22 protein-coding genes are annotated in these 23,167 nt (G+C 74.7%); 12 read left to right on the top strand and 10 right to left on the bottom strand.

The annotated features are described in order from the left end of the window. Positions 1-26: 26 nt before the first annotated feature. Positions 27-890 carry an NAD-dependent epimerase/dehydratase family protein gene (locus ACFC1F_RS17470; protein ID WP_376159209.1) on the bottom strand — a complete coding sequence of 288 codons (864 nt, stop codon included), beginning with the start codon at positions 888-890 and terminating at the stop codon, positions 27-29. Positions 891-1,047: 157 nt separating this feature from the next. On the opposite strand from ACFC1F_RS17470, the gene ACFC1F_RS17465 reads away from it, so the two are divergent. Further along, positions 1,048-1,911, top strand: a complete 864-nt coding sequence (locus ACFC1F_RS17465; RefSeq protein ID WP_376159246.1) for a helix-turn-helix transcriptional regulator — start codon at positions 1,048-1,050, stop codon at positions 1,909-1,911. 180 nt (positions 1,912-2,091) lie between these two features. Continuing rightward, positions 2,092-2,457, top strand: coding sequence for a hypothetical protein (locus tag ACFC1F_RS17460; protein ID WP_209411028.1), 366 nt, complete (start codon positions 2,092-2,094; stop codon positions 2,455-2,457). Positions 2,458-2,595: 138 nt separating this feature from the next. Here ACFC1F_RS17460 and ACFC1F_RS17455 read toward each other — a convergent pair whose 3' ends face one another. Beyond that, entirely contained in the window at positions 2,596-4,155 is a 1,560-nt protein-coding gene (locus ACFC1F_RS17455; RefSeq protein ID WP_376159207.1) for an alpha/beta hydrolase, read from the bottom strand. Between the two features lie 349 nt (positions 4,156-4,504). On the opposite strand from ACFC1F_RS17455, the gene ACFC1F_RS17450 reads away from it, so the two are divergent. Beyond that, complete coding sequence (locus ACFC1F_RS17450) at positions 4,505-6,628, top strand: MMPL family transporter (protein WP_376159205.1); 2,124 nt, start codon at positions 4,505-4,507, stop codon at positions 6,626-6,628. A gap of 156 nt (positions 6,629-6,784) precedes the next feature. Then, positions 6,785-7,321, top strand: a complete 537-nt coding sequence (locus ACFC1F_RS17445) for a peptidylprolyl isomerase (RefSeq protein WP_376159203.1) — start codon at positions 6,785-6,787, stop codon at positions 7,319-7,321. Between the two features lie 260 nt (positions 7,322-7,581). Here the strand turns inward: ACFC1F_RS17445 and ACFC1F_RS17440 are convergent, their stop codons facing one another. From ACFC1F_RS17440 to ACFC1F_RS17425, 4 genes are all read right to left on the bottom strand, one after another. Next, positions 7,582-8,199, bottom strand: coding sequence for a hypothetical protein (locus ACFC1F_RS17440; protein WP_376159201.1), 618 nt, complete (start codon positions 8,197-8,199; stop codon positions 7,582-7,584). Between the two features lie 116 nt (positions 8,200-8,315). After that, the gene (locus tag ACFC1F_RS17435) at positions 8,316-9,296 is read right to left on the bottom strand and encodes a helix-turn-helix domain-containing protein (RefSeq protein ID WP_376159199.1); all 981 of its coding nucleotides are present in this window, start codon (positions 9,294-9,296) and stop codon (positions 8,316-8,318) included. A 202-nt stretch (positions 9,297-9,498) separates the two neighbouring features. After that, on the bottom strand, positions 9,499-10,137 hold the full coding sequence (locus ACFC1F_RS17430) for an NAD(P)-dependent oxidoreductase (RefSeq protein WP_376159197.1): 639 nt from the start codon (positions 10,135-10,137) through the stop codon (positions 9,499-9,501). 86 nt (positions 10,138-10,223) lie between these two features. Further along, positions 10,224-11,174 carry an EamA family transporter gene (locus tag ACFC1F_RS17425; protein WP_376159195.1) on the bottom strand — a complete coding sequence of 317 codons (951 nt, stop codon included), beginning with the start codon at positions 11,172-11,174 and terminating at the stop codon, positions 10,224-10,226. A gap of 109 nt (positions 11,175-11,283) precedes the next feature. Between ACFC1F_RS17425 and ACFC1F_RS17420 the strand changes: the two genes are divergently transcribed. Then, entirely contained in the window at positions 11,284-11,787 is a 504-nt protein-coding gene (locus ACFC1F_RS17420) for a MarR family winged helix-turn-helix transcriptional regulator (protein ID WP_148640870.1), read from the top strand. Positions 11,788-11,856: 69 nt separating this feature from the next. On the opposite strand, the gene ACFC1F_RS17415 is transcribed toward ACFC1F_RS17420, so the two are convergent. Beyond that, positions 11,857-12,726 carry a methyltransferase domain-containing protein gene (locus ACFC1F_RS17415; protein ID WP_376159193.1) on the bottom strand — a complete coding sequence of 290 codons (870 nt, stop codon included), beginning with the start codon at positions 12,724-12,726 and terminating at the stop codon, positions 11,857-11,859. Positions 12,727-12,755: 29 nt separating this feature from the next. Here ACFC1F_RS17415 and ACFC1F_RS17410 point away from each other — a divergent pair, with 29 nt between their 5' ends. Next, positions 12,756-14,237: a PLP-dependent aminotransferase family protein gene (locus ACFC1F_RS17410; protein WP_376159191.1), complete on the top strand. Its 1,482-nt coding sequence runs from the start codon at positions 12,756-12,758 to the stop codon at positions 14,235-14,237. 347 nt (positions 14,238-14,584) lie between these two features. Then, a complete protein-coding gene (locus ACFC1F_RS17405; protein ID WP_376159189.1) occupies positions 14,585-15,610 on the top strand; it encodes a glycoside hydrolase family 3 N-terminal domain-containing protein in 1,026 nt (341 codons plus the stop codon). Positions 15,611-15,642: 32 nt separating this feature from the next. Here ACFC1F_RS17405 and ACFC1F_RS17400 read toward each other — a convergent pair whose 3' ends face one another. After that, entirely contained in the window at positions 15,643-16,386 is a 744-nt protein-coding gene (locus ACFC1F_RS17400; protein WP_376159187.1) for a polysaccharide deacetylase family protein, read from the bottom strand. A gap of 236 nt (positions 16,387-16,622) precedes the next feature. Between ACFC1F_RS17400 and ACFC1F_RS17395 the strand changes: the two genes are divergently transcribed. The 3 genes from ACFC1F_RS17395 (at position 16,623) to ACFC1F_RS17385 (ending at position 17,878) form a co-directional block, all read left to right on the top strand. Further along, complete coding sequence (locus ACFC1F_RS17395; RefSeq protein ID WP_209411017.1) at positions 16,623-17,078, top strand: hypothetical protein; 456 nt, start codon at positions 16,623-16,625, stop codon at positions 17,076-17,078. Between the two features lie 261 nt (positions 17,079-17,339). Then, complete coding sequence (locus ACFC1F_RS17390; RefSeq protein ID WP_376159185.1) at positions 17,340-17,672, top strand: ArsR/SmtB family transcription factor; 333 nt, start codon at positions 17,340-17,342, stop codon at positions 17,670-17,672. A gap of 74 nt (positions 17,673-17,746) precedes the next feature. After that, positions 17,747-17,878: a DUF6126 family protein gene (locus tag ACFC1F_RS17385; RefSeq protein WP_241002330.1), complete on the top strand. Its 132-nt coding sequence runs from the start codon at positions 17,747-17,749 to the stop codon at positions 17,876-17,878. Here the strand turns inward: ACFC1F_RS17385 and ACFC1F_RS17380 are convergent. Together ACFC1F_RS17380 and ACFC1F_RS17375 are read right to left on the bottom strand one after the other, a co-directional pair. Then, positions 17,856-20,603, bottom strand: coding sequence for a cytochrome P450 (locus ACFC1F_RS17380; RefSeq protein ID WP_376159183.1), 2,748 nt, complete (start codon positions 20,601-20,603; stop codon positions 17,856-17,858). The two genes, ACFC1F_RS17385 and ACFC1F_RS17380, sit on opposite strands and share 23 nt — an antisense overlap. A gap of 363 nt (positions 20,604-20,966) precedes the next feature. After that, the gene (locus ACFC1F_RS17375) at positions 20,967-21,422 is read right to left on the bottom strand and encodes a hypothetical protein (protein WP_376159181.1); all 456 of its coding nucleotides are present in this window, start codon (positions 21,420-21,422) and stop codon (positions 20,967-20,969) included. Positions 21,423-21,706: 284 nt separating this feature from the next. Between ACFC1F_RS17375 and ACFC1F_RS17370 the strand changes: the two genes are divergently transcribed. Next, positions 21,707-22,486, top strand: coding sequence for a sigma 54 modulation/S30EA ribosomal C-terminal domain-containing protein (locus ACFC1F_RS17370; RefSeq protein ID WP_376159179.1), 780 nt, complete (start codon positions 21,707-21,709; stop codon positions 22,484-22,486). Positions 22,487-22,583: 97 nt separating this feature from the next. Continuing rightward, on the top strand, positions 22,584-23,006 hold the full coding sequence (locus tag ACFC1F_RS17365) for a hypothetical protein (protein ID WP_209411012.1): 423 nt from the start codon (positions 22,584-22,586) through the stop codon (positions 23,004-23,006). Positions 23,007-23,167 lie beyond the last annotated feature (161 nt).

Here is a 23,167-nt window from a genome sequence, read left to right as displayed (position 1 = left end):
GGACGGGCGGGAACCCGGGGCGATCCCTACAGCGCACCGGCGTCGCGGGCCGTCCACACCGACGGGTAGAGCGGGCGCCAGCCCAGCTCCCGGCGGATCGCCGCGGTCGAGACCTGTCCCTCCCACGGGTCGGCCGGGTCGGCCGGGGTGTGCCCGGCGGCGCCCGCCGGCTGCGGCGCGCCGTTGATCTCGTGCAGGTCCCAGGCGGTCACCGGCGCGTCGTCGCCGACGTTGTACGTCCGGCCCTCCACGCCGGGCGTCACCGCCGCGCGCCACAGCGCCTGGGCCACGTCCGCGTGATGGACCACGGGCAGCCGCTGGTGCGAGGGCCACCGGCCGGCCCAGTGCAGCGAGTCCGCCAGGTGCGGGTCGCCCTCGCCGTAGACGAACGCCAGCCGGGCGACCACCAGCGGCAGCCGGTCGCCCAGCTCCCACAGCCCCGCCTCCGCCTCGGCCTTCGACGCGGCGTAGGCGCCCCACGCGGCGTCCGGGTTCAGCCGGTCGGCCTCCACCGCGGGGCGGCCCAGCCCGCGTCCGTAGACGAGATTGGTGCTGGTGTGCACGAACCGGCGCACACCGGCCCCGGCCGCCTCGCGGCCCAGCTCCACCGTCGCGTCCCGGTTCACCGCGAACGCCTCCTCGTCCGTCACCCCGCGCAGCGCGGCGGCCACGTTGACCACCACCTCCGCGCCGGCCAGCGCCCGGGCCCGGTCCGCCCGCTCCCGCAGGTCGCCGACCACCACCTGCACGCCGAGCGCGGCCAGCGAGGCGGCCCGCGCCTCGTCCCGCACCAGCACCCGGACCGAACCCGCACCGGCCCACTGCGCCAGCCGCGGCACGAACCTGCGCCCGACCTGCCCCGTTGCCCCGGTCACCAGAAAAACCGTCATCGTCGACTCCCCGTCGCCCGTCCGTCCGGCGGCCGGTAGCTCCGGCCGCCGAGACCGACTCTGCCGGGGTTGTCGCGGCGGCGGGAGAGACCTCCTCAACCAGGGATCGGCAGTCCCTGGTTGAGAAGGCAGCCGATGCGCCATGCTGGAACGCGTGATCGACCGACCGGCCCTCGCCGACTTCCTCACCCGCCGCCGTGCGCGCCTCACCCCCGCCGACGTCGGCCTGCCGCCCGGTGCCAGGCGCCGCACGCCGGGCCTGCGCCGCGAGGAGGTCGCCCAACTGGCCGGGCTCTCGGTCGACTACTACGCCAGGATGGAGCAGGGGCGCGGTCCGCAGCCCTCGCCGCAACTGGCCGCCGCCCTCGCCCGTGCGCTGCGCCTGACCGACGACGAGCGCGACCACCTCTTCCACCTCGCGGGCCACGAACCCCCGCGCCGTCACAGCCCGTTGAGCCACATCCGCCCGGGACTGCTGCTGATCCTGGACCGCCTGCACGACACCCCGGCCCAGGTCGTCTCGGACGTCGGCGACGTCCTCGTCCAGAACCCGATGGCCGCCGCGCTCCTCGGCGACGTGGCCGACCGGGCGTCTCACCTTGGCAATGTGACGGTCCGCTGGTTCGCCGACCCCGCCGCCCGCGCCCTCTTCCCGCCCGAGGAGCACGACGCCCTCGCCCGCGCCCATGTCGCCCACCTCCGCGCGGCCCACGCCGCCCGGCCCGGCGACCCGCACCTCGTCGCCCTGCTGAACCGGCTGCGGGCCACCGGTGAGGAGTTCGCCGCCTACTGGGAGCAGCACGAGGTCGCCGTGCGGCGCAGCAGCCGCAAGACGGTCCTGCACCCGGTGGTCGGCCGGCTCGACCTCGACTGCGAGGTGCTGGCCACCGGTGGGCGGGACCAACTGCTGCTGGTGTACACCGCCGACCCGGGCTCGGAGACGGCGGAGCGGCTGGAACTGCTGCGCGTCCTCGGCCGGCAGGACCTCGGTGCCGCGGAGGCGGGGAACGTTCCCGTGTGACCGCCGCCGTCCGGAGCTGCTGCTGCCTGCTGCCCGCCGCCCGCCGCCGGGCCCGGTGCCGAGCGGCCGGATCCGCGGCCGTCACCCTGTCATCCGTCAGGGACCGCTGCCGCCGCACCCCTCCTACGCTGCTGATCACTGGCCAGATCAGCCACAGCCACACCAGAGGGAGATCCACCCATGCGCAAGATCATCCACGCCGCCGCCGCGCTCGCCCTCGCGACCGCCGCCGTGACCGCCCTGGGCACCACCGGGGCCCAGGCCGCCGACGGTTCGTGGGACGGCTGCCCGTACGGGGCGGTCTGCGTCTACGGCGAGGGCGCGCCCACCTCCACCCCGCCGACCGACGTCTTCTGGAGCTACGGCGCCCACAACCTGCAGAACAAGACCGGCTGGCACTGGGTCCTCAACAACCAGTCCGGTGGCGCTCACGCCCACCTGTGCCTCGGCTACAACGGCACCAACTGCAACTACGACATGCCGGCCCAGAACGGCGTCTGGGCCGACCTCACCCCGGTCAACTCCATCACCCTCGACCGCCCCTGAGCAGCTGACACCCACCCCTTCGCCCCGCCCTGCCCCGCCCGTGGCCGCCGGATCCGTCCGGCGGCCACGCCGCGTCCGCGGGCGGTGGCATCGGGGCTCCGGCCGTTCTCACCGGCGGCCGAGGGGCGGGCGCCCGGATCAACCCGCCTGCGGGGAGGGGCAGGTGAGGTCGCGGGCGGGTGTCCGGCCGGCCAGCAGGTAGGACTCTACGACCTCGCGGACGCAGGTGTTCGGGCCGGGGTACTGGCCGTGGTCGCCGTTGCCGGTGACCGTCACCAGGCGGGAGCCGCGCAGCGCGCGGTGGGCGGAGAGGGCGGCCTCGTAGTACGTGGCCGGGTCGTGCACCGAGTTGAGCATCAGGACGGGCGGCAGCCCGGCGCCGGTGACCCGGACCTTCGGTGCGGCCGGGGCCGGCCAGGCGGCGCAGACGGCGGAGAAGGCCAGCGTCCGGGCTCCCACCAGCGGCCAGCGGGCGGTGTTCTCGGCACCCCGGGCCGTCCAGACCGAGAGGTCACGGGTCCACGGGGTGTCGCTGCAGGTCACCGAGAAGTACTCGGCGAGGAACTCCGGGCTGAGGTAGTCGCCGAAGACCCGCCGTGCCGTCGTCCGGGCGGCCGGGTCGGCGCCGGGCCAGTCCTCCAGGGCGGTCAGCGCGGTGGCCAGCAGGGAGAAGCCGTTGTTCATGCGGTAGATGCCCTGGATGGAGCCGTTGTCCAGCTGGTTGGGGCCGATGGTGAGCGTGCCGTCGACGAGCGGGGCGTCGTGCAGGGCGGCGCGCCGCTGCTCCCAGCGGGCCTTGACCTCGGCGGGCGTGGAGCCGTAGTGGTAGGTGCTGTCGCGCGCCGCCAGCCAGGGCAGGAAGTCCTCCTCGAAGCGGCGCTGGAAGCTCATCGGCTGGCCGAGCTGGAACTGCTCCCAGGTGCCGTCGAAGCCGATGTTGCTGTCCAGCACCATCCGCTCGACCCGGTTGGGGAAGAGCGTCGCGTAGTACGCCCCGATCATGGTGGCGTAGGACGGCCCGTAGTAGGTGATCCGCCGCTCGCCCAGAAGGGCGCGGAAGAGGTCGAGGTCACGGGCGGTCTGCTCGGTGGTCAGGTAGGGCAGCAGACCGCCGCTGCGCTCCTCGCAGTCGGCCGCGAGCTTGCGGGAGTTGGCGATGACGCGCTCCCGGGCGGCGGGGGAGTCGTCGCGGAAGTCCCCGGCGAAGAAGGCCTGGAACTCCTCCGGGGTCTGGCAGACGGCCCGGGTGCTGTGGCCCACCCCGCGCTGGTCGAAGCCCACCACGTCGTACGCGGCGCCGAGGGCCGGGGCGTCGTGGACGAAGCCGGCCGGGCGCAGCAGGCCCGTGCCGCCGGGGCCGCCGGCTGCCATCAGCAGCGTGCCGCGCCGTTCGGCGGGGTCGGCGACGCGGTGCCGGGAGACCGCGACGGTGACGTCCGGGCCGTCCGCCGGGTGGTGCCAGTCGCGCGGGACGGCCATGGTGGCGCACTCCAGCGAGGGCTCCTCGGTGCAGGGCTGCCAGGCGAGGTGCTGCTGGGCGTAGCGGGCGGGGACGGCGGGCGCGGCCGAGGCGCCGGTGGCCCCGGCGGTGGCGGGCAGGGCGACGGCGGCGAGCAGCACGGCTGCCAGGGCGGCGAGGGGCGCCCGGCGTCGGCGGGCGCGGGCGGGCGGGGCGGTGAGGGTCGCATTCGAGGTCACGTCGTTGATCATGTCGACCCGGAACGGCGTGATCGATAGGGCGCGCACCCGTCTTGGGGGTGGTGCCAGGGACACCCCCGCATGGTGTGCAGGCACCCGGGTGGGTCCCGGCCGGGCCCGGTGGCCTCGCCACGCCCGCCCAACTGACGGTGCGTCGCGCCCGCCCTACTGACGGTGCATCGCGCCCGCTCTGCTGACGGTGCGTCGCACCCGCCCTGCTGACGGTGCGCCGTGGCCGCGGCTGAGAGGTGGATCACATCTCCCGACCGGATGTCACACTCCGGGCGCCTGCTTCCTCTCCCTTCGGAACGCACCCGCCGGAACGTCGGCTGAACGCCAAGGAGTGCACGTGATGCGGAAGACAGCGGCCCTGCCCTGCGGCAGGGTGGCGAAGTGGGTCGTCCTGGCCCTCTGGGCGGTCCTGCTGGTCCCGGCCGTCCTGCTGGCCGGCCGGCTCGGTGACGTCGAGGAGAACGACAACTCGGCCTGGCTGCCCGGGAACGCGGAGTCGACCGGGGTCGTCGAACGGGCCGAGGGCTTCGGGCTCGCCGACGCCCTCCCCGCGATCGTGGTCTACGACCGGCCCGAGGGCGTCACCGCTGCCGACCTGGCCAAGGTCCGGGCCGACGCCGAGGCCTTCCAGGGCATCGAGAACGTCGTGGGGCAGCCGGAGGGACCGGTGGAGGCGCAGGACGGCAAGGCCGTCCAGACCGTGGTCCGGATCCGGAAGGACAGGACGGGCTGGGAGGGGATCGGCAAGGCCGTCGACGCGATGAGCAGGGTCGGCGAGGCGAACGCCGACGGTCTGGGGTTCCACGTCACCGGACCGGCGGGTCAGGCGTCCGACTCGATCAAGGCCTTCGGCGGGGGAGGCGGCCTGACCGTGATCACCTCGGTGGTGGTGGTCCTGATCCTGCTGGTCACCTACCGCAGCCCGGTGCTGCCACTGCTGCCGCTGCTCACCGCGGGCGGCGCCCTGGTCACCTCGGAGGCGGTGATCTACCTGCTGGCGAAGCACGCCGGACTCACCGTCAACAAGCAGACCGGCTTCATCCTGACGGTGCTGGTGTTCGGCGCCGCCACCGACTACGCGCTGCTCCTCGTCTCGCGGTACCGGGAGGAGCTGCGGCGGCACGAGGACCGGCACGAGGCGATGGCGGAGGCGCTGCGCCGTTCCGGCCCCGCGATCGTCGCCAGCGCCGCGACCGTCGCGGTCAGCCTGATGCTGCTGATGCTGGCCACCCTCAACTCCACCAAGGGACTCGGGCCGGCCTGTGCCGTGGGCATCCTGGTGGGGCTGCTCGCCATGGTCACCCTGCTGCCGGCCCTGCTGGTGATCTGCGACCGCTGGGTCTTCTGGCCGGTTCGGCCGTCGTACGGCTCGGTCGGGGCGGCCGAGGGTGGCGTCTGGACCAGGGTCGGTACCGCCGTCTCCGGCCGGCCGCGGATCGTGTGGATCGGCACCGCGCTCGTCCTCGGCGCCATGGCGGCCGGGGTGTTCGGGCTCAAGGCCGACGGGCTCTCCGCCACGGACCAGTTCACCGGCAGGCCGCAGACGGTCGTCGGCGAGGAGATCCAGTCCAGGCACTTCCCGGCCGGCTCGGGCGACCCCGTCGTCGTGGTGGCCGGGGCCGCCTCGGCGGAGCAGGTGAGGGCCGCGCTGTCCGGTGTCCCGGGAATCGCCGGGGTCTCGACGCCGATGGTCAAGGACGGTGAGGCCGTCATGCTGGGGGAGCTCAAGGACGCCCCCGGCAGCACGGCCGCGATGCGCACCGTCGAGCAGGCCAGGGCCGCAGTCCACCGGATCGGGGGCGCGGACGCGCAGGTCGGCGGCAACGCGGCGGTCGTCCTCGACACCCAGGACGCGGCCGCCCGCGACTCCCGGGTGATCATCCCCGTCGTGCTGGTCGTGGTGTTCCTGATCCTCGCGCTGCTCCTGCGGGCGGTCGTCGCACCACTGCTGCTGATGGCGACGGTGGTGCTGTCCTTCGGGGCGGCCCTCGGGGTGAGCAGCCTGGTGTTCGACCACGTGTTCCACTTCGCCGGCGCGGAGGCCTCCTTCCCGCTCCTGACGTTCGTGTTCCTGGTCGCCCTGGGCATCGACTACAACATCTTCCTGGTCACCCGGGTCCGCGAGGAGGCGCTGCTGCACGGCACCCGGCGCGGCGCGCTGACCGGCCTGTCCGCCACCGGGGGTGTGATCACCTCGGCGGGTCTGGTGCTGGCCGGCACCTTCGCGGCGATGGCCTCGCTGCCGCTGGTGTTCGCGGCCGAGCTCGGGTTCGCGGTGGCGTTCGGCGTGCTGTTGGACACCGTGGTCGTCCGCTCGGTGCTGGTCACCGCCCTGACCCTGGACGCGGGCCGGTGGATGTGGTGGCCCGGCCGGCTGTTCCGGCAGGAGGACGGCCACCGGCCCGCGGTGGGCAGGCGCGGCCTCGAACCCGTTCCCGCTGCGGGACGCCCGGCCCGGTGACCGGCCCCGGCCGGGTGCCGCCGACGAGCCGCCCCGGGAGGGCGCCGGTGGCACCGGGCCGGTCTCCGGGCGCGACCGGTCGACTACTGTATGCGCGGAAATGCGGGGGCGGTCGCGGCGCGAGGCCCCCGGCCCGACGAAGCATGGAGACACCACGTGGCAGAGACCCTCATCGCGACGCTGGAGACGACGCTCGGCACGATCAAGGTCAAGCTGTTCCCGAACCACGCGCCCAAGACCGTCCGCAACTTCGTGGAGCTGGCCCAGGGCGAGCGCGAGTGGACGCACCCGGAGACCGGGCAGACGTCGACCGACCGGCTCTACGACGGCACCGTCTTCCACCGGGTGATCGCCGGCTTCATGATCCAGGGCGGCGACCCGCTCGGCCTGGGCGTCGGCGGTCCGGGATACGAGTTCGACGACGAGATCCACCCGGACCTCTACTTCAACCGGCCCTACCTGCTGGCCATGGCCAACGCCGGGAAGCGGCAGGGCCGGGGCACCAACGGCTCGCAGTTCTTCATCACGGTCGGTGCGACCCCGCACCTCTACGGCAAGCACACCATCTTCGGCGAGGTCGTCGAGGGCGCCGACGTGGTGGACGCGATCGCCAAGGTCGACACCGACGGCAGCGACCGCCCGGTCGAGGAGGTCGTCCTCACGAAGGTGACCGTCGAGCGCCTCGGCGCCTGACGGCGGACGTGCCGGGGCCCCTGCCCCGCCGGCCCAGGGGCCCCGGCACGCGGTCGCACCCCCGCGATTCCCGGCCCGCACCTCCTTCTTCGGGTGGTGCCGGGGACACCCCGTGACCGCCGGCCGGCGCCCGGGGCCGCTGTGCCCGGCTTGCCGGTACCGCGTCCCGGGGAACGGCCGAGGCCCCTCACCCCGGCCGGACCGGGGTGAGGGGGCCTGCGGATCAGCGGTGTTCACTCAGGAGCGTGGAGAGCTGCCGGTCAGTGCCATGCGTCGCAGGCGACGACGTAGGTGTCCATGTTGTAGATACAGGCCCGGACCCAGTTGCCGGGGCCGTCGTAGATGGGCTCGCCCCAGGCGGAGGTGTTCACCACCGTGCTGATGATGCCGTCCCAGGTGCTGCCGCCGTCGTAGGACCGGTCCATGTAGGTGTCGAAGTTGGCGTTGGCGGCGTAACCCTGCTGCGTCGCCCACTCGTGGTGGTTCTTGTCCAGGGTGGTGGCGAGGGTCCACCGGCCCCAGCTGACGCTGTCGCACTGGTCCCAGTACACGCCGAGGTTGCAGTTGTGCTCGGTGGTGGGTTGCATTCCGGTGTTGAGCCGGGTGCCCTCCTCGTGGTTCTTGGCCTCGGCGGCGAGCTTGATCTTCGCCTGGTCCGTGGCCGCGCGCTGTGCCGGGGTGAGAACGGCGAGCTGCTGGTTGCCGCCGATGATGACCGGATTGTCGAACGATCCGAGCGGTGCCTGCGGGTTGTAGCCGTGGCGGCCGGCGGCGGCCTGGACGGGGGAAGCGGCGTTCGCCGGGGCGGCGAGGGTGCCGAGCGTGGTGGTGGCGGCGACAGCCGCGAGAACGGCGGCGAGCTTGAGGCGGATGGTCACGGAGTGTTCCTCTTCTTCCGATGGACGGCGACGGCGGCGCGGCGTGAAGGGGTACGACCGTGCCCTGGCCGCCCGATGCGGCGGCAGGCCGTCAACTTCTCACCCCTGACCGGCGCTTACGTCGGCCTGTTGTCTCCAGCGCTAGGAAATCTAGGCTCGATCGGCATGCTCCGGTGCGCGTGCCGTGCAGGGTCTCCTGACACTGCATGCAGTGCGGGCCGGAGGGCGTTCTCGCGGTGATCGGTCGGAGTGAGGCCGTACGCCTCGCGGAAGGCGCGGCTGAAGGCGGTGGCGTTGGAGAAGCCCCAGCGGCCCGCGATCGCTTGGACGGAGTGGTTCCTCAGCTCCTGGCGCGCGAGGTCGGCGTGGCAGCGTTCGAGCCGGCGTCGGCGGATGAAGGCCGCGACGCTGAGGGGTTGCCCCTCGAAGAGTGCGTAGAGGCCGCGCAAGGAGATGTTGTGCCGGTCGGCGATGGCCAGGGGCGTGAGGTCCGGGTCGCCGAGGTTGTGCTCGATGAAGCCGGTGATCCGCTGCCGCATGGCCTGGGCGCGGGCCTCGGCCGGTGCCTCGCCCAGGGCTCCGAGATGCTGGGCCAGGCAGGCGGCGGCCAGGTCGACGGCGATGGATCCCAGGCGGCTGGTCTCCTCGGCCTGGCAGTCCGGACCGTGCGCGACGAGTGCGCCCAGGAAATCGGCGAGTATCGCTCCTGTTCCTCCGGTCACGGGGATGGGCTGTGCGAGGAGACGGTCCACCCTGTTCGGCCGCAGCGGCAGGACGGACCGGGGTATCTGCAGCACGATCGCCCGGACTTCGCCGCCGTCGGAGCTGCCGTGGCTCTCCACAGCACGTGAGGCGTCCGTCCATAACGTGTCCCCCGCGATCACCGTCCCACGGCCGGGCCGGGGCACCCGCAGGGCGCGTTTCGTCGTCAGCACCAGCTGGTACTGCTCGGGATCACCCCGTGGGACACGGACCGGGGTGTGGTGTGACCGGAACGGCGAGAAGGCGAACGTCGAAACCTGCACGGGCCCCAGTCCCAGGTTCGTGATCTCGGCACGGAAGCCGGCCAGGTGTTCCGTGCCGGGCGCGACGAGCATCAGCTCACCGGACGCCGTCTCACCCGGCCCCGTCCCACCGGACCGGGTGAACCGGTCCGCCGACGCCACGTCAGCAGCAGTTGCACTGCACGATTTCACGAAACCTCCAGATGTTCACGGTGTGACAGGAACCCGGTCCTCCCGCCGGCGGCGATGCACGCTCCGCCGACGACCGGACCGCTCGGCGGCCGGGCCGCCCGCCTCAGTAGGCCGCGGTGAAGCGGGTGCGGTGGTGGGCGGGTCGCTCGGCCTCGTCGAGCAGGGCGACGGCGAGGTCCTCCATGGAGATGGCGGAGACGCCGTCGGCGTCGACCAGCAGCTCGTCCCGGCCGAGGCGGTAGCAGCCGGTGCGCTCGCCCGGTTCGAGGAGGGCGGCGGGGCTGAGGTAGGCCCAGTCGACCTCGGTGTCGGCCTGGTAGAGGGCGAGCTGCTCGTTGCAGGCGAGGGCGATCGGGAGCCAGCCGGGCGGGAAGTCGGGGCCGTCGATGACGGTGGCACCGCCGCCGCCGGGCAGGGTGAGGCTGCCCGCGCCGCCGACGGCCAGCAGCCGTGCGCCCGTTCCGGCCGTGCCGGCCAGCAGGCCCTTGGTGGCGGTGGCCAGTTCGCCCTCGCTGCCGGGCGCCGGGCGGGTGGCGCTGATCACCACGTCCTGGCCGGTGGCCAGCCGGGCGACGTCCTCGGGGTTGCGGGCGTCGCCGATGGCGATGGTGGCGGCTCCGGGCAGGCTGTGCGGCCTGGCGGGGTCGCGGAGGACGGCGGTGACCTGGTGGCCGCGGGCGACGGCCTCGGCCACCACCCGGCTGCCGACGTTGCCGGTGGCGCCGAACACGGTGATGCGCATGGGGTTCTCCAGTTCCGGAAGGGGGACGTACGGTCCCGGGCGGTGCACGCGCTCGGGCGGCGTGCACGGTCAGGCGGTGTGCGTGCTCAGCGGGTTGGTTCGGCGACGGGCTGCTGCGTCGCGGCGGCCTCGGCCGACGCGGGTCGCCCGGCCGGGGGGAGCGGGCTCTCCGGGGCGGTGGTCCGGGGGCGCTGGTTCTGGGCGGCGACCAGTGATCCGAGCACGATGACCGCGCCGACCCCCTGGACGGGCGAGAGGTCCTGACCGAGGACCAGCCAGCCGAGGGCGGTGGCGACCACGGGGCTGAGCAGCCCGAGGAAGGTGACCGAGGTCGGCGGCAGCGCCCGGATCCCGCGGAACCAGAGCGCGTACGAGACGGCGGCGCCGATCAGGCCGAGGTAGGCGTAGCCGAGCAGGTTGGCGCCGGTGAGGTGGGACGGCGGTGCGCCCTCCACCAGGAGCGCGACCGGGGCGAGCATCAGGCCGCCGGCGGTGAGCTGCCAGCCGGTGGTGGCGAGCAGCGGGGCGGGCGAGGTCCAGCGCTTGGAGAGGACGACGCCGGTGGCCATCACGACGGCGCCGCCGAGCGCGGCCGCGACTCCCAGGGCGTCGAGCTGGGCGTTGGCCCGCAGCACCAGCAGGCTGACCCCGATCACGCCGGCGATGCCGGAGAGGAGGGTGCGCAGCGAGAGCCGGTCGCCGAGCAGCCCGGCGGAGAGCCCTGCGGCGATCAGCGGCTGGACGGCGCCGACGGTGGCGGCGACCCCGCCGGGCAGGCGGTAGGCGGCGATGAAGAGGAGGGCCATGAACGCGCCGATGTTGAGCGCGCCCAGCACCAGTGAGCGCCACCACCAACTGCCCTTCGGCAGACGGCGGGTGATGGCGATGAGGAGCAGTCCGGCGGGCAGTGCGCGGAGCACCGCGGCCAGCAGCGGGCGGTTGGGCGGGAGCAGTTCCGTGGTGACGAGGTAGGTCGACCCCCAGACGGCGGGGGCGAGCGCGGTCACCAGCACGATTCCGAGTCGGTTCCTAAGCACCCGGCAAATGTATCTCAGCGCTAAGACATCTGGGTCCGGCCGGGTGAATCGGGTGCTGTGAGGTATCTCACCGCTAAGACATCGTTTGGGGGTCGTCTAGGCTGGAGCGGTGGCAGACCATGTGGACCGACTGGTGCGGCAGTGGGGCGCGGAGCGCCCCGACCTCGACGTTTCCCCGATGGAGGTGATCGGCCGGCTCAAACGCCTCACCCGCCTGGTGGAGGCCGAGCTGAAGCGGAACTTCGCCGCGCACGACCTGGACACCCCGTCCTTCGACGTCCTGGCCACCCTGAAACGCAGCGGCCCGCCCTACCGGCTCACCCCCACCGGGCTGATGGAGTCCGCGATGGTCACCTCCGGGGCGATCAGCCAGCGCCTCGACCGGCTGGAGGCCCGAGGCCTGGTGACCCGCACCCCGAGCGGGTCCGACGGCCGCAGCCGCGACGTCGCCCTCACCCCCGAGGGCCACGCCCTGGTCGACCGCGCCCTCCCCGATCACCTCACCACCGAACGGCGCATCCTGGCCGACCTCGACCCGCAGCAGACCGAGGCCCTGATCGACGCCCTGCGGACGGTGCTCGCGACCTTGGGGGAGGGCGACGAGGCCGGGTGACCGGCCCGCCCTCCGCGGCGCGTCCGACCTTCCCCGCCGGGCGCACGGCGCGGATCGCCGGACACACCCTCAGGGGTTGACCGCGAGGGCCTTGAAGAAGGTGTAGTGGAACGTCCCGCCCGCCTCCGCCGTGCGGCGCAGGTCGACGACGCCCCGGTCGAACGCGGCCGGGGAGGTGAGGCCGGCCGCGACCGCGTCGTCGCGCACCGACTCGACCATCGCGACGAAGGTGCGGCGGGTGAACCCCTCCATCAGTGCCGGGCGGCTCCCGTCCGCGTAGACGGTCCGCGGGCGGACCGCGACGTCGTCGAACCCCGCCGCCGTCAGCAGCGGGTGCAGCCGACGCCCGATCAGGCCGTCGCCGCCCGCGCCGGCCTGCAGCCGCACCAGGTGGTCCACCGTCGCGCGGGCGGCGGCGCTCTCCGGGTGGAAGAAGGCCGAGCCGTGGTCCCCCTCGATCACCGTGACCGTGCCGCCCGGCCTCAGCACCCGGCGCAGGGCGGCCAGGGCGGCCACCGGGTCCGCCAGGTGCTCCAGCACGAAGCAGAGGAAGACGTGGTCGAACGCGCCGTCGGCGAACGGCAGTTCGTGCAGGTCCCCGTGGTGCCACGTCACCTCGGCGCCGGGCGCGTGCGCCGCCACCCGGGCACGCGCCTCGGCGAGCGAGTCGGCCGAGATGTCGGCCGCCGTCAGCCGCACGCCGGGACTGCCCGCCAGCAGGTGCAGCGTCTGCGCCCCGACGCCGCACCCCGCCTCCAGCACCCGGCTGCCCGCCGGGTACGCCGTGTCCGCGTGCAGCAGCTCCGCGAGGGTGTCCGCCTGGTCGCCGAGCCGCTGCGCCTCGGTGGCCGAATAGCCGTGGACGTAGCCGTGGCGCTCCGCGGGGGCGGCGGTCCTCGGCTGCGCGGTGGTCTCCTGGAATTCCTTCTCCGTCGTCATGTCCCCACCCTGGCGTCCACAATGGACCGGTGAACAGGTCCATAGAGCCGGCCCTCGACAGGTCCAAACTGGTCGGTGCCGACTTCCTCCAGCTCGACACCGCCGACGCACCGCCGGGCGGCCTCGCCGACTGGCTGGCCGGCCGGTTGCGCCGGGCGATCGCGGACGGCCGCCTCCCCGCCGGCAGCCGGCTGCCCGCCACCCGGGTGCTCGCCGCCGAGCTGAGGGTCTCCCGAGGGGTCGTCACCGACGCCTACGGGCGGCTCGCCGAGGAGGGCCAGATCGCCGGCCGGGGCAGGGCCGGCACCGTCGTCGTCGCCACCCCGGCCCCGCCGCCCCCGCCGGCCGGGCCTCCCACACCGGCACCCGCCCCGTTCGACGCCGCGCCCGTCCCCGCGAGCTTCGACGCGCTGCGCGCCGCCCCCGCCCGGATCAACCTCTCGCCCGGCGTCCCGGACCTCGCCGCCTTCCCCCGCGCCGCCTGGCTGCGCGCCGAACGCGCCGTCCTCGACGGGCTCTCCGCCCACGAGTTCGGCTACGGCGACCCCCGCGGCACCCCCGCGCTCCGCCGGGCCGTCGCCCACTGGCTGGCACGCAACCGGGGCATCCGCGCCGACCCCGACGAGGTGCTGATCGTCGCCGGCGCGGCCCAGGCCCTCGCCCTGCTCGGCCAGGTGCTCGGGCAGGCCGGCCTCACCGAGGTCGCCGTCGAGGACCCGGGCTCGCTCGGCACCCGCCAGCACCTCGGCCACTGGCTCACCGCCACCCCGCCCGTCCCGGTCGACGCCGACGGCATCCGCGTCGACGCGCTCCGCGCCACCGGCGCCCCCGCCGTCCTGCTCACCCCCGCCCACCAGTTCCCGGCCGGCGTCGTGCTCGGCGGCGAGCGGCGCCGCGAACTGCTCCGCTGGGCCGGCGAGGGCGGCCTCGTCATCGAGGACGACTACGACGCCGAACACCGTTACGACCGCGCACCCGTGCCCGCCCTGCGCGGCGTCCTCCCCGAACAGGTCTGCTACACCGGCAGCGTCTCCAAGCTGCTCGCCCCCGCCCTGCGCACCGGCTGGCTGATCGTCCCGCCCCGCCACCGCGAGGCCGTCCTCGCGGCCAAGCGCTTCGCCGACCTCGGCAACGCGGTCCTGCCGCAGCTGGTGCTGGCCCGGCTGATGGAGACCGGCGAGCTGGAACGCCACCTGCGCCTGCTGCGCCCGCGTCACCGTCGGCGCCGGGACGCGATGATCGCCGCGATCGGCGCCCACCTGCCGGGCGCCGTCGTGCACGGTGCGGCGGCCGGGTTGCACCTGATGGTCACCTTCCCGGCCGGGCTCGACTGCACGGACACCGAACTCGCCACGGCCGCGCTCGCCCACGGCGTCAAGGTGCAGCCGCTCTCCTGGCACGCCCGGCTGCCGCACCCGCCCGGGTTGGTGCTCGGCTACGCGGCCGGCGCGCCGGGCGAGATCACGGAGGGCGTCGCGGTGCTGGGCGGACTGCTACGGCGGATGGGGTAGCGGGCGCGTTGCGCGGAGCCCGGGCGGGCCGGATCCCGGTAGCCTGACGCACCGGAGCGGCCGGCCCCGGCGGGCCCCGCGCCCGGATTCGATCACGCCGCTCCTCCGTTCACACCGCTCCTTCGTTTCACCAGCTCCTTCGTTTCACACCGTTCCAGAGTCCCGTCCCCTCGCGGTCCCGTCCCTCCGCGGTTCCGTCCCCCTGTCCGGGAGGTCCGATGCCGTCGCTCCGACGGACCGTCCGGGTCACGGCCCTCATCCTGCTGCTGACCGCCATGACCCCGGCCCCGGCCGGTTCCGCGCGCGGAACCCACCGGCCGCCGCCCACTGTGGAGAGGAAGAGCCCCATGCCGAACGAGGACTCCCGCCGGCTCGCCGGCCGGCGCATCGTCTACTCCTACGCCGGGCCGACCCCGCCGGCGGCCCTGCTGCAGACGATCCGCGAGGGCCGGGCGGCAGGCGTCATCCTGTTCGGCGAGAACATCACCTCGCCCGACCAGCTCCGCACGGCCGTCGGGCAGCTGCGCCAGGCCGCCGCCGAGGCCCCGGGCGCCCTCCCGCTGCTGCTGATGACCGACCAGGAGGGCGGCAAGGTCCGCCGGCTGCCCGGTGCTCCCGAACTCTCCGCCCGCCGCACCGGGCTGGCGCCCGACCCGGTCGCCGAGGCCGCCCGCTCGGGCGTCGGCGCCGGCCGCAACCTCGCCGACGCCGGCCTGAACACCAACCTCGCGCCCGTCCTCGACGTCTTCGACACCCCCGACAACTTCATCGACCACTTCGAGCGCTCCTACGGCCAGGACCCCTCCGTGGTGGCCGGGTTGGGCGCCGCCTTCCTGGCCGCGCAGCAGGACCTCGGCGTCGCGGCCACCGCCAAGCACTTCCCGGGCCTCGGCGCCGCCGCGCGCGACCAGAACACCGACGTGGAGCCCGTCACCCTGCCCGTCCCCCTCGCCGAACTCCGCGCCCGCGGCGAGGAGCCCTACCGCGCCGCCATCGCGGCCGGCGTCCGCCTGGTCATGACCTCCTGGGCGGTCTACCCCGCCCTCGACCCGGACCGCCCGGCCGGCCTGTCGCCCACCGTCGTCCAGGGCGAACTCCGCGACCGCCTCGGCTTCCGGGGCGTCACCGTCACCGACGCACTCGAAGCCGGCGCCCTGGACCCGTTCGGGGACACCCCCGTCCGGGCCCTCGCCGCCGCCGAGGCGGGCATGGACCTCCTGCTCTGCTCCGCCCGCGACATCGAGCAGGGCGATGCCGCCGCCGTCGCCCTGGCCGACGCCCTGGACAGCGGCCGCCTGGACCGCCAGGCCTTCCTCGACGCCCTCCACCGGGTCGACGCCCTGCGCTCCGGCCTTGCTGCGGGCGGCCGGTAGCCCGCCGGCGAGACGGCCGGCGTCCTCGCCGATCACCCGCTCGCCCTCTCGGGGTCGAGCAGCTCGCGCAGGTCGAGGATGCGGTAGCCGCGGGCACGGACGGCGTCGATGATCAGCGGCAGCGCCTCGGCGTCCAGGCAGCCGTGGTCGGGGCTCTCGTCGGGCGCGCCGACGTGGAGCTGGAGGATCGCGCCGGGAACGAGGGCGGCGAGGGCGCGGTCGGCGGCCTTGGCGGGGGTCATGCCGCCGGCGGGGCCGAGGTAGCCGTTGGTGTCGGCGGTGAATTCGAGGTCGGCGAAGCCGAGCGCGTTGACGTCGGCGATCCGCTGCGGCGTGGTCTCGCTGTAGGGGAAGCGGAAGAAGGGCAGCGGCTCGGCGCCCGAGGCGGTGCGGATCGCCGCGTCGGCGCGCAGGACCTCGGCGCGTGCCTGTTGCGGGCCGAGCTCGGTGAAGTACGGGTGGCTGTACGAGTGGTTGCCGAGGCCGTACCCGGCGAGGGCGATCGCCCGGACGGCGTCGGGGTGCTGCTCGGCGAACCGCCCGGTGGGGAAGAAGGCGGCGGGTGCGGCACGCTCGCGCAGCTCGGCCAGGACGGCGTCGAGGCCGGTCTCGTCCCAGGCGGCGTTGAAAGTGAGCGCCACCACCCGCTCCTCGGTGGGCAGCCGGCGGACCTCGCCGCCGAGCAACGACGCGGGTGGGGCGGCCGCCGCGGTCGGCGTGAAGGTGACGGCCAGGGCGGCGGTCAGAACGGCGGTGATCCGGAGGAGTCGCTTCACGTCCGTCCAACGCCCGAGGCCGGGTCGAGGGCACGGGCCACCTCGGTGTTGTTCGGCGGCATTCACCTGCGGTCAAGGGCCAAGATCACGCCATCGAAAGGCTGTTTTCCGGTCTGTCCGATGAGTCGATGGCCCAATCGCCGGTGGGCATTCGAATCATGTGCCAGGGTTACGGCATGGCACATGTGAAATGTCACATGTGCGGAACTGTATGACGTTGTGAAACGGAGAAGCGGATGAACCGACTCACCCTGCTCGCGGCCGGTGTCGCCGGGGCGGCGACCCTCCTGGCCATCCCCGCCGAGGCCGGCGCGGCGACCGCCACGACCACGACCACGACCGTCACCTGCGGCGCCTCCGGCCTTCAGGCCGGTCTGTCGACCAAGGTGTGCGCCGAGATCACCGGCACCGGTGTCGCGTTCTACGGCCAGATCTCCCTGGCCGGGCCGCCGAGCCCGGGCAGCCCGGAGCTGCCGACCCGGCAGCTGCTGACCGGCCTCTCCGGCCAGGTGGTGGGCGGCGCCTCGCTCGGCTCGGTGAGCGGGGGCACGTTGTTCAAGGCCAGCACGGTGCAGGTGCGGGGTGTCGGCGGCACGGTGACGTGCGGCTCGACCGTGCACGGCAGCTTCAGCGTGGCCGACTTCCCGTGGAACCCGGCTCCGGTGACCGTCGACGTCGTGGTGCCGTGTTGATGACTCGCCGGTAGTGCAGCAGGGCCCGGGGGTTGGCGGACTCCCGGGCCCTGTTCGTTCGTCGGGGAGGGGACCGGAGGGGGCCGGCAGGGGGAGTCCGGCGGGGGAGGGGTGGCGGCGGCGGTCGGCGGCCGGGTGCGATGACGACTTGAAGAATTCTTCATCCGCAAGGGATGATGCTTCCCGGCCGCACCGGGCCACCGGGCAGCCCGCCGATCGCGCGCCCCCGGGCACCAGCGAACAGCAGGGAGAAGGCGGACGATGGCGGTCCCGCTGTACCAGGCCAAGGCGGAGTTCTTCCGTACCCTCGGGCACCCGGTCCGCATCCGCGTGCTGGAGCTGCTGCAGGACGGGCCGCGGCCGGTGCGCGAACTGCTGGCCGAGATCGAGGTCGAGGCCTCCAACCTCTCCCAGCAGCTCGCGGTGCTGCGCCGGACCCAGCTGGTCACGGCCACCCGCGAGGGCAACACCGTGGTCTACGCGCTGAGTACGCCGGACGTCGCCGACCTGCTGCGCGCCGCCCGGCGCATCCTCACCGACCTGATCGCCGACCAGGGCACGCTGCTCACCGAGCTCCGCGCGCCCGGTCGGTGAGCACCGGGCGGACGTCGTGCCGACGCCCGCCCGGACCATGCGCGACGACCGCCCGACCCGAAGGAGACCCGGCCATGGCCGACGGCATCAGCGACGAGAAGAGCAGGCGCAAGGCCATGCTGATCCGCGCGGGCATCTACATCTTCGCCACGCACCTCTTCGCCGGGTTCGTCATCCTGCTGTTCAGTCTCGGAGGCCGTCGCTGAGGGGGTGACCGTCACCGAGGCGCTGACCGTCCCTGCGGCGGTGACCGTCCTTGAGGCACTGATCATCACTGACGCGGGGGCCGTCACCGGCGCGGGGGCCGTCACCGACGTAGCGGCGGGAGGTGCTGGTCCAGGCCTGCACGCCGTCGACCAGCTCCCGGGTGCCGTTCAGGTACCAGTGGCCGGCCGGGTGGCGGAGCAGCAGGCGCCGCCGGAGCGTGTCGCTCTCCTCCCGCAGGCGCGCGACCCGGTCGCGGACCTCGGCCGCGGCCTGGGTGCGGGTGCAGCCGCGGACGCGTTGCAGGGTCAGCACGGTGTTGAAGGCGGCCGCGGCCTGCCGCTCCTCCCGCTCCAGCGAGTAGAGGTCGTTGATGAGCGTCGCGGCGTCGGCGGTGTGCGCGCGCAGCCGGTGCAGCGCGGGGTCGGCGTGCAGCCGGGCCGGCGCGTCGGCGCCGTGGACGCGCTCCAGTATGTTCATGAACGGGTAGAGGCAGCTGGCGTGACGGCGCAGCCGCAGGGTCTCGGTCAGGCCGGGGGAGGTGCGTCCGGCCCGGTGCGCGGACTCGGTGAGGAAGGTCTCCAGACAGGAACGCCACTCGGCGGCGCTCCGCCCGCGCCAGACGGGCGACATCGCGTCGCACTGGCGCTCCCACAGTTCCCGCCAGGAGTGCAGCAGCGGGGAGTCGCCCGCCGCCGGAGCGGGAACGTCGCCCGTCAGGACGGCGAGCAGCGGGTGGACGACGGCACGGGCCTGCGCCGGGCGGTGTCCCGGCGGGCCGTCGAAGCGGTCGTCGAGGATGGTGAACCAGCCGAGGACGTCGACCAGCAGGTCGAGCTCGGCGCCGCGCGCCCGGGGGTAGGCGTGGCCGATCAACCCGGGTAGCGCGTACGCCTGGTAGCGCGGCAGCTCGGCGGGGCGGAGCAGGCCGTGGTGGAGTGCCCAGTCGGCGTGCCGGGTGGTGGCCGTGAGCAGTTCGCCGGGAAGGCGGCCGGCCGTGGCGGGTGGGCGTGGCGCCGGATGCGCGGGCGCGGCCGGCCGCGGGACGGCGGCGATCCGCGGGGCGCCGGCGGTACCTGCGGAAGCGGCGGCGGCCCGTTCGACGGCGGCCCGGGTGGTGCCGGTCGGTGTCGGGTCCGCCTGCAGGGGGCGTGCCTCGGCGGTGCCGGTTGGTGCGGGGGTCGCGGGAGTGATGCCTGCCTGCGCGCTGCCAGGTGGTGCGGGGTCCGTCTGCGCGCCGCCCCCTCGTGCCTCCGGTCGTGCCGCTGCACCGGGGGCCTCGCGCGGGGCGAGTCGGACGCGCAGGCCCTGGGCCTGGACAGTGGTCCAGACGACCTCGCGGGCCCGGGCGCCCGGCACGGCCGTCGGCCGCCAGCGGCGCAGGATCGCGGCGGCGGCCACGGTCAGCTCCGCCCAGGCGAACGCCTCGCCGATGCACTTGTGCTTGCCCGCCCCGAACGGCAGGAACGCCCGCGGCCGGGTGCCCGCCGAGCCGCCGCCCTCGTGCCAGCGGCCGGGGTGGAAGCGCAGCGGGTCCGGGTGGAGCAGCGGGTCGCGGTGCAGCGCGGTGAGGCTGTAGAGCAGCTCGGTACCGGCCGGGATCCGGTAGCGGCCGAGCTCGACCGGCACGCTCGCGGTGCGCATCAGGAAGGCGTTCGGCGCGTGCAGCCGCACCACCTCCCGGGTGACGCTGTGCGTGTACGTGAGCCGGGCGAGCGCCTCCGGGGTGGGGACGGTGCCCGCCGGGAGGTGCTCGTCCAGCTCGGCGAGGACGAGGGCCTCCACCCGCGGGTGCCGGAGCAGTTCGTCGATCAGCCAGGTGAGCGTGGTGGAGACGGTCTCGGTGCCCGCGCCGAACATGGTGATCGCCTCGGAGCGCACGTCCGCCTCGGTGAGCGGGCGGCCGGTGGCGGGGTCGGTCGCGGCGCGCAGCAGGGCGGGCAGTGTGTGGGCCGGGTTGCGGCCGGGCTGCTCCTCGCCGCCGAAGGGGCAGCCGGCGGGCCGGGCGCCGCGGTCGGAGGCCTGGTCGACGGCCTGGTCGACCACCTGGTTGAGCACCCGGACGGCGGCGTCGAACCGCCGGTTGACCGGCAGCGGCACCCGGGCGAGGGCGGGGTGCGGGTAGAGGGACTGGACGATCTGGCCCTTCACCAGGTCGGGCAGCGCCCGGTGGAAGGCGAGCGTCGCGTCCTCGCTCAGCCGCGCGTCGAACAGCGTCCGGGTGACGATCTCCAGCGCGAGGTGGTTCATCTCCCTGGCCACGTCGAGGACCTGGCCGGGCCGCCAGTGTGCCGCGCGCTCCTCCGTGACCCGGTGCATCACCGCGAGGTAGCCGGCCATCCGGTCCTGGCCGAAGGCGGGCTGGACGACCCGGCGGCGGTCGCGGTGCGCCTGTCCCTCGGACATCAGGAGGCCGTCGCCGAAGGCGGTCCTGAGGGTGTCCTGGACGGCGCCGCGCGGGCAGTCGTGGGCGCGTGCCACCAGCAGGGTGTGGACCAGGCGGGCGTCGGTGACCACGCAGACGGTGCGCGGACCGAGCCGGATCCGTACCACTCCGCCGTGGCGGGAGAGCGAGCCGAGGAAGCCGAGCGGGTCGCGGAGCAGGGCGGGGGCGTGGCCGAGGACGGGGAGTGCGCCCGGCGCGAGCGGGGGAACGGTCGGCGCTCCCGGCTGGGGGGCGTCCCTGGAGGGGGCGATCGGTCTACGGGGCTCGGTCGTCAGGGACATGACATTCTCTCTCAAGCAGTTGGACCTGCGCGGCGGGCCCGCCGGAGCCGCCGCCGCGACAGGCGGCATCCGGGGGCCCCGGCCAGCGCGGACCCCCGCGCGCGCCACAGACAGAGGGCGCACGTCATAGAAAACGCGCCGGTCCCGTGAGCGTTGCGCCGTACGCGGGGGGATCACCCCATCGGTGGATCGTGCCGCCCCGGCCCGGGCGCGGCGCGCGCGGTGGGCGCGTTGACCGACGGTGGTGTGGTAGCGGCACGCACCGGTGACCCCCCGTCGGCAGATCCGGCGGCTCCACCGTCAGGCCCGGCGGCTTCACCGGCATAGTCGGCGACCCGCCGGCGGATCGAGCGGGCTCCACCGTCAGGCCCGGTGGCCGCGCCGGACCGCGGCAGTCACCCGGCCGGTCAGCCGGTCGGCCGCCGCGGCGAACCCCTCGGCGGCCGCCACGGGTTGCCCGAACCACTCCTCCCAGCCGTCCACCACCTCGCCCGCCACCTCGACCTCGGTCCCCGCCCGCCAGGGCGGCCCCCAGCTCAGGTCGAACCCGCAGCGGCGCGGGAAGCCGAGTGAGCAGACCACGAGCAGGCCCGGTGTCTCGACGAAGCCGGTGACGGTGGCGGCGACGATCCACTCGTTCCGGTGATACTCCAGGCCGGCCCCGGTCCGGCCCGCCCGGACGCCGAGCCCGGTGGCAATCCGGCGGATCCGGCCGGCGGCGAGGGCGAGTGCGGCCTCGACGGCGGGGGCCTCGGCCTCGGTGAGGGCCGGGAAGACCCAGCGCGGGTCGCCCTGGTCCAGGGGGATCGTCTCGGTCACGGACGGGAGTTTGGCCCGGAACGGCGCACGTCCGCAACCGGCCGTCGGGTGCTGTGACCGGTACGGCGGAGCGGCGCGGACGGCGGCGCGCCCGCCCCCGGACGCCGCCGCATCCTGGTTCGGGTCTGACCTGGGCGGACGGGCCGGGCGGGGCCGGTCGCCGTTGCCCCACAGGCAGGGTCTTTAGGCCCTCGGCCGGAGGGCCTCCGACGGTCCAGCATGGTCCGGAACCGTCCGGCACGTGCCGGAGACCCCGGCATGGTCCGGCCCCGAGGAGGACCCTGATGACCCGTCTGCGCCACCGGCCCGCCCCTGAGGTACGGGTGGAGATACGCGGCGAGCTGCCTCGCGAGGACGCCGAGTACGCGCGGGTACGGGCGCTGGAACTGTTCGCGGCGCTCGGCCCGGGAGTGCACGGGGCCAGGGTCCGGCTCACCCGGATGCGCGACCGGGCGGTGACCCGGCCGGTCGTGGCGCAGGCCGCTGTCGTGCTGGACGGCGACGGTCCGGTCCGGGTCCAACTGTCCGCCAGGACCGTCCGCGAGGCGGTGGACCTCGCGCTCGGCACGCTCGCCGCCCGGGCCGCCCGGCTGCGTGAGCAGGGGGACATCGGGCTGGCCGCGGTGTACGAGAGCGCCTACCGGCCGCAGTTCACCCCGCGCCCGCTGGCCGAACGGCAGATCGTCCGGCGCAAGTCGGTCGTCCTCGCCCGCCGCACCCCCGACGAGGCGGCCCGCGAACTGCTCGCCCTGGACCACGGCTTCCACCTCTTCGTGGACGCGCTCACCGGACAGGACAGCCTGGTCCACCGCCGGCCGATGAGCGGTGGCCTGCGGCTGATCCGTGCCCACTCGACCGCGCGGCTCGGCGGATCCGCCCTCCCGCTGTCCGAGAGCCTGCACCCCGCGCCCCGCCTCGACGTGGCCGAGGCCGCCCGGCGGCTCTGGCTCACCTGCTGGCCGTTCGTCTTCCACACCGATCCGGACGACGGCCGCGGCCGGGTGCTCTACCGCCGTTACGACGGCCATTACGGCCTGATTGCGCCGGTGACGGAGGCCTCCTGACGGGCAGAACCCATTCGGCGCCCCACGGCGCCGGGGACCAGCGCGCGCGTGACCCACCGACGGGCACACCCCTCAAGCGGAAGGCGGGACCAGGACCATGGACTGCGAAGAAGTCATGCTGACCGTCCGGATCACCGCGGCCGAGCGGGCCCTGCTGCGCGAACTGGCGCGCGGCCACGGCAGCGACGTCTCGGAGGTGGCGGCGGACGGGCTGCTCGACGTCATTCCGGCCCTGCACGACGACACCGCGGCGCTGCGGCTGCTGCGCGTCCTCGCCCGTCCCACGCCCTGCGCCGTCATGCTCTGGCTGCCCGCGCCCGTCGCCGACCTGCTCCCGCTGCTCGGCGACCGGATCGCCCTCGCGGGCGGGCTGCGGACGTGCCCCGCCAGCGCCGCGCTCGCCGCCGCGCTGCGGCTCTGGCTGGCCGGCGACCCGGCCCGGTTGGCCGCCTCCCTCGCGACCATGCACGCCCCGGTCGCCCGTCGGATCGCCGCCCCCGTGCTGAGCGTGGCGGCCTGACCGGACGTCGGTCCGGATCGGGTGGCGGCCTGGCCGGACGGCGGCCTGACCGCGTTGTCGTGCCGCCCCACGTCGTCTGCCGACCGCGCCGTCGTGGTTGCCGGGGTGACATCCGGCCGAAGGTGACGTCCTGCCGGAGGTGACGTTCGGTCGGGGGCGAC

The sequence above is a fragment of the Kitasatospora sp. NPDC056181 genome, assembly GCF_042266225.1.
Lineage (GTDB): Bacteria > Actinomycetota > Actinomycetes > Streptomycetales > Streptomycetaceae > Kitasatospora.
Note: the sequence above shows the minus strand (reverse complement) of the source record. Positions and strands in the feature narration are given on the sequence as shown.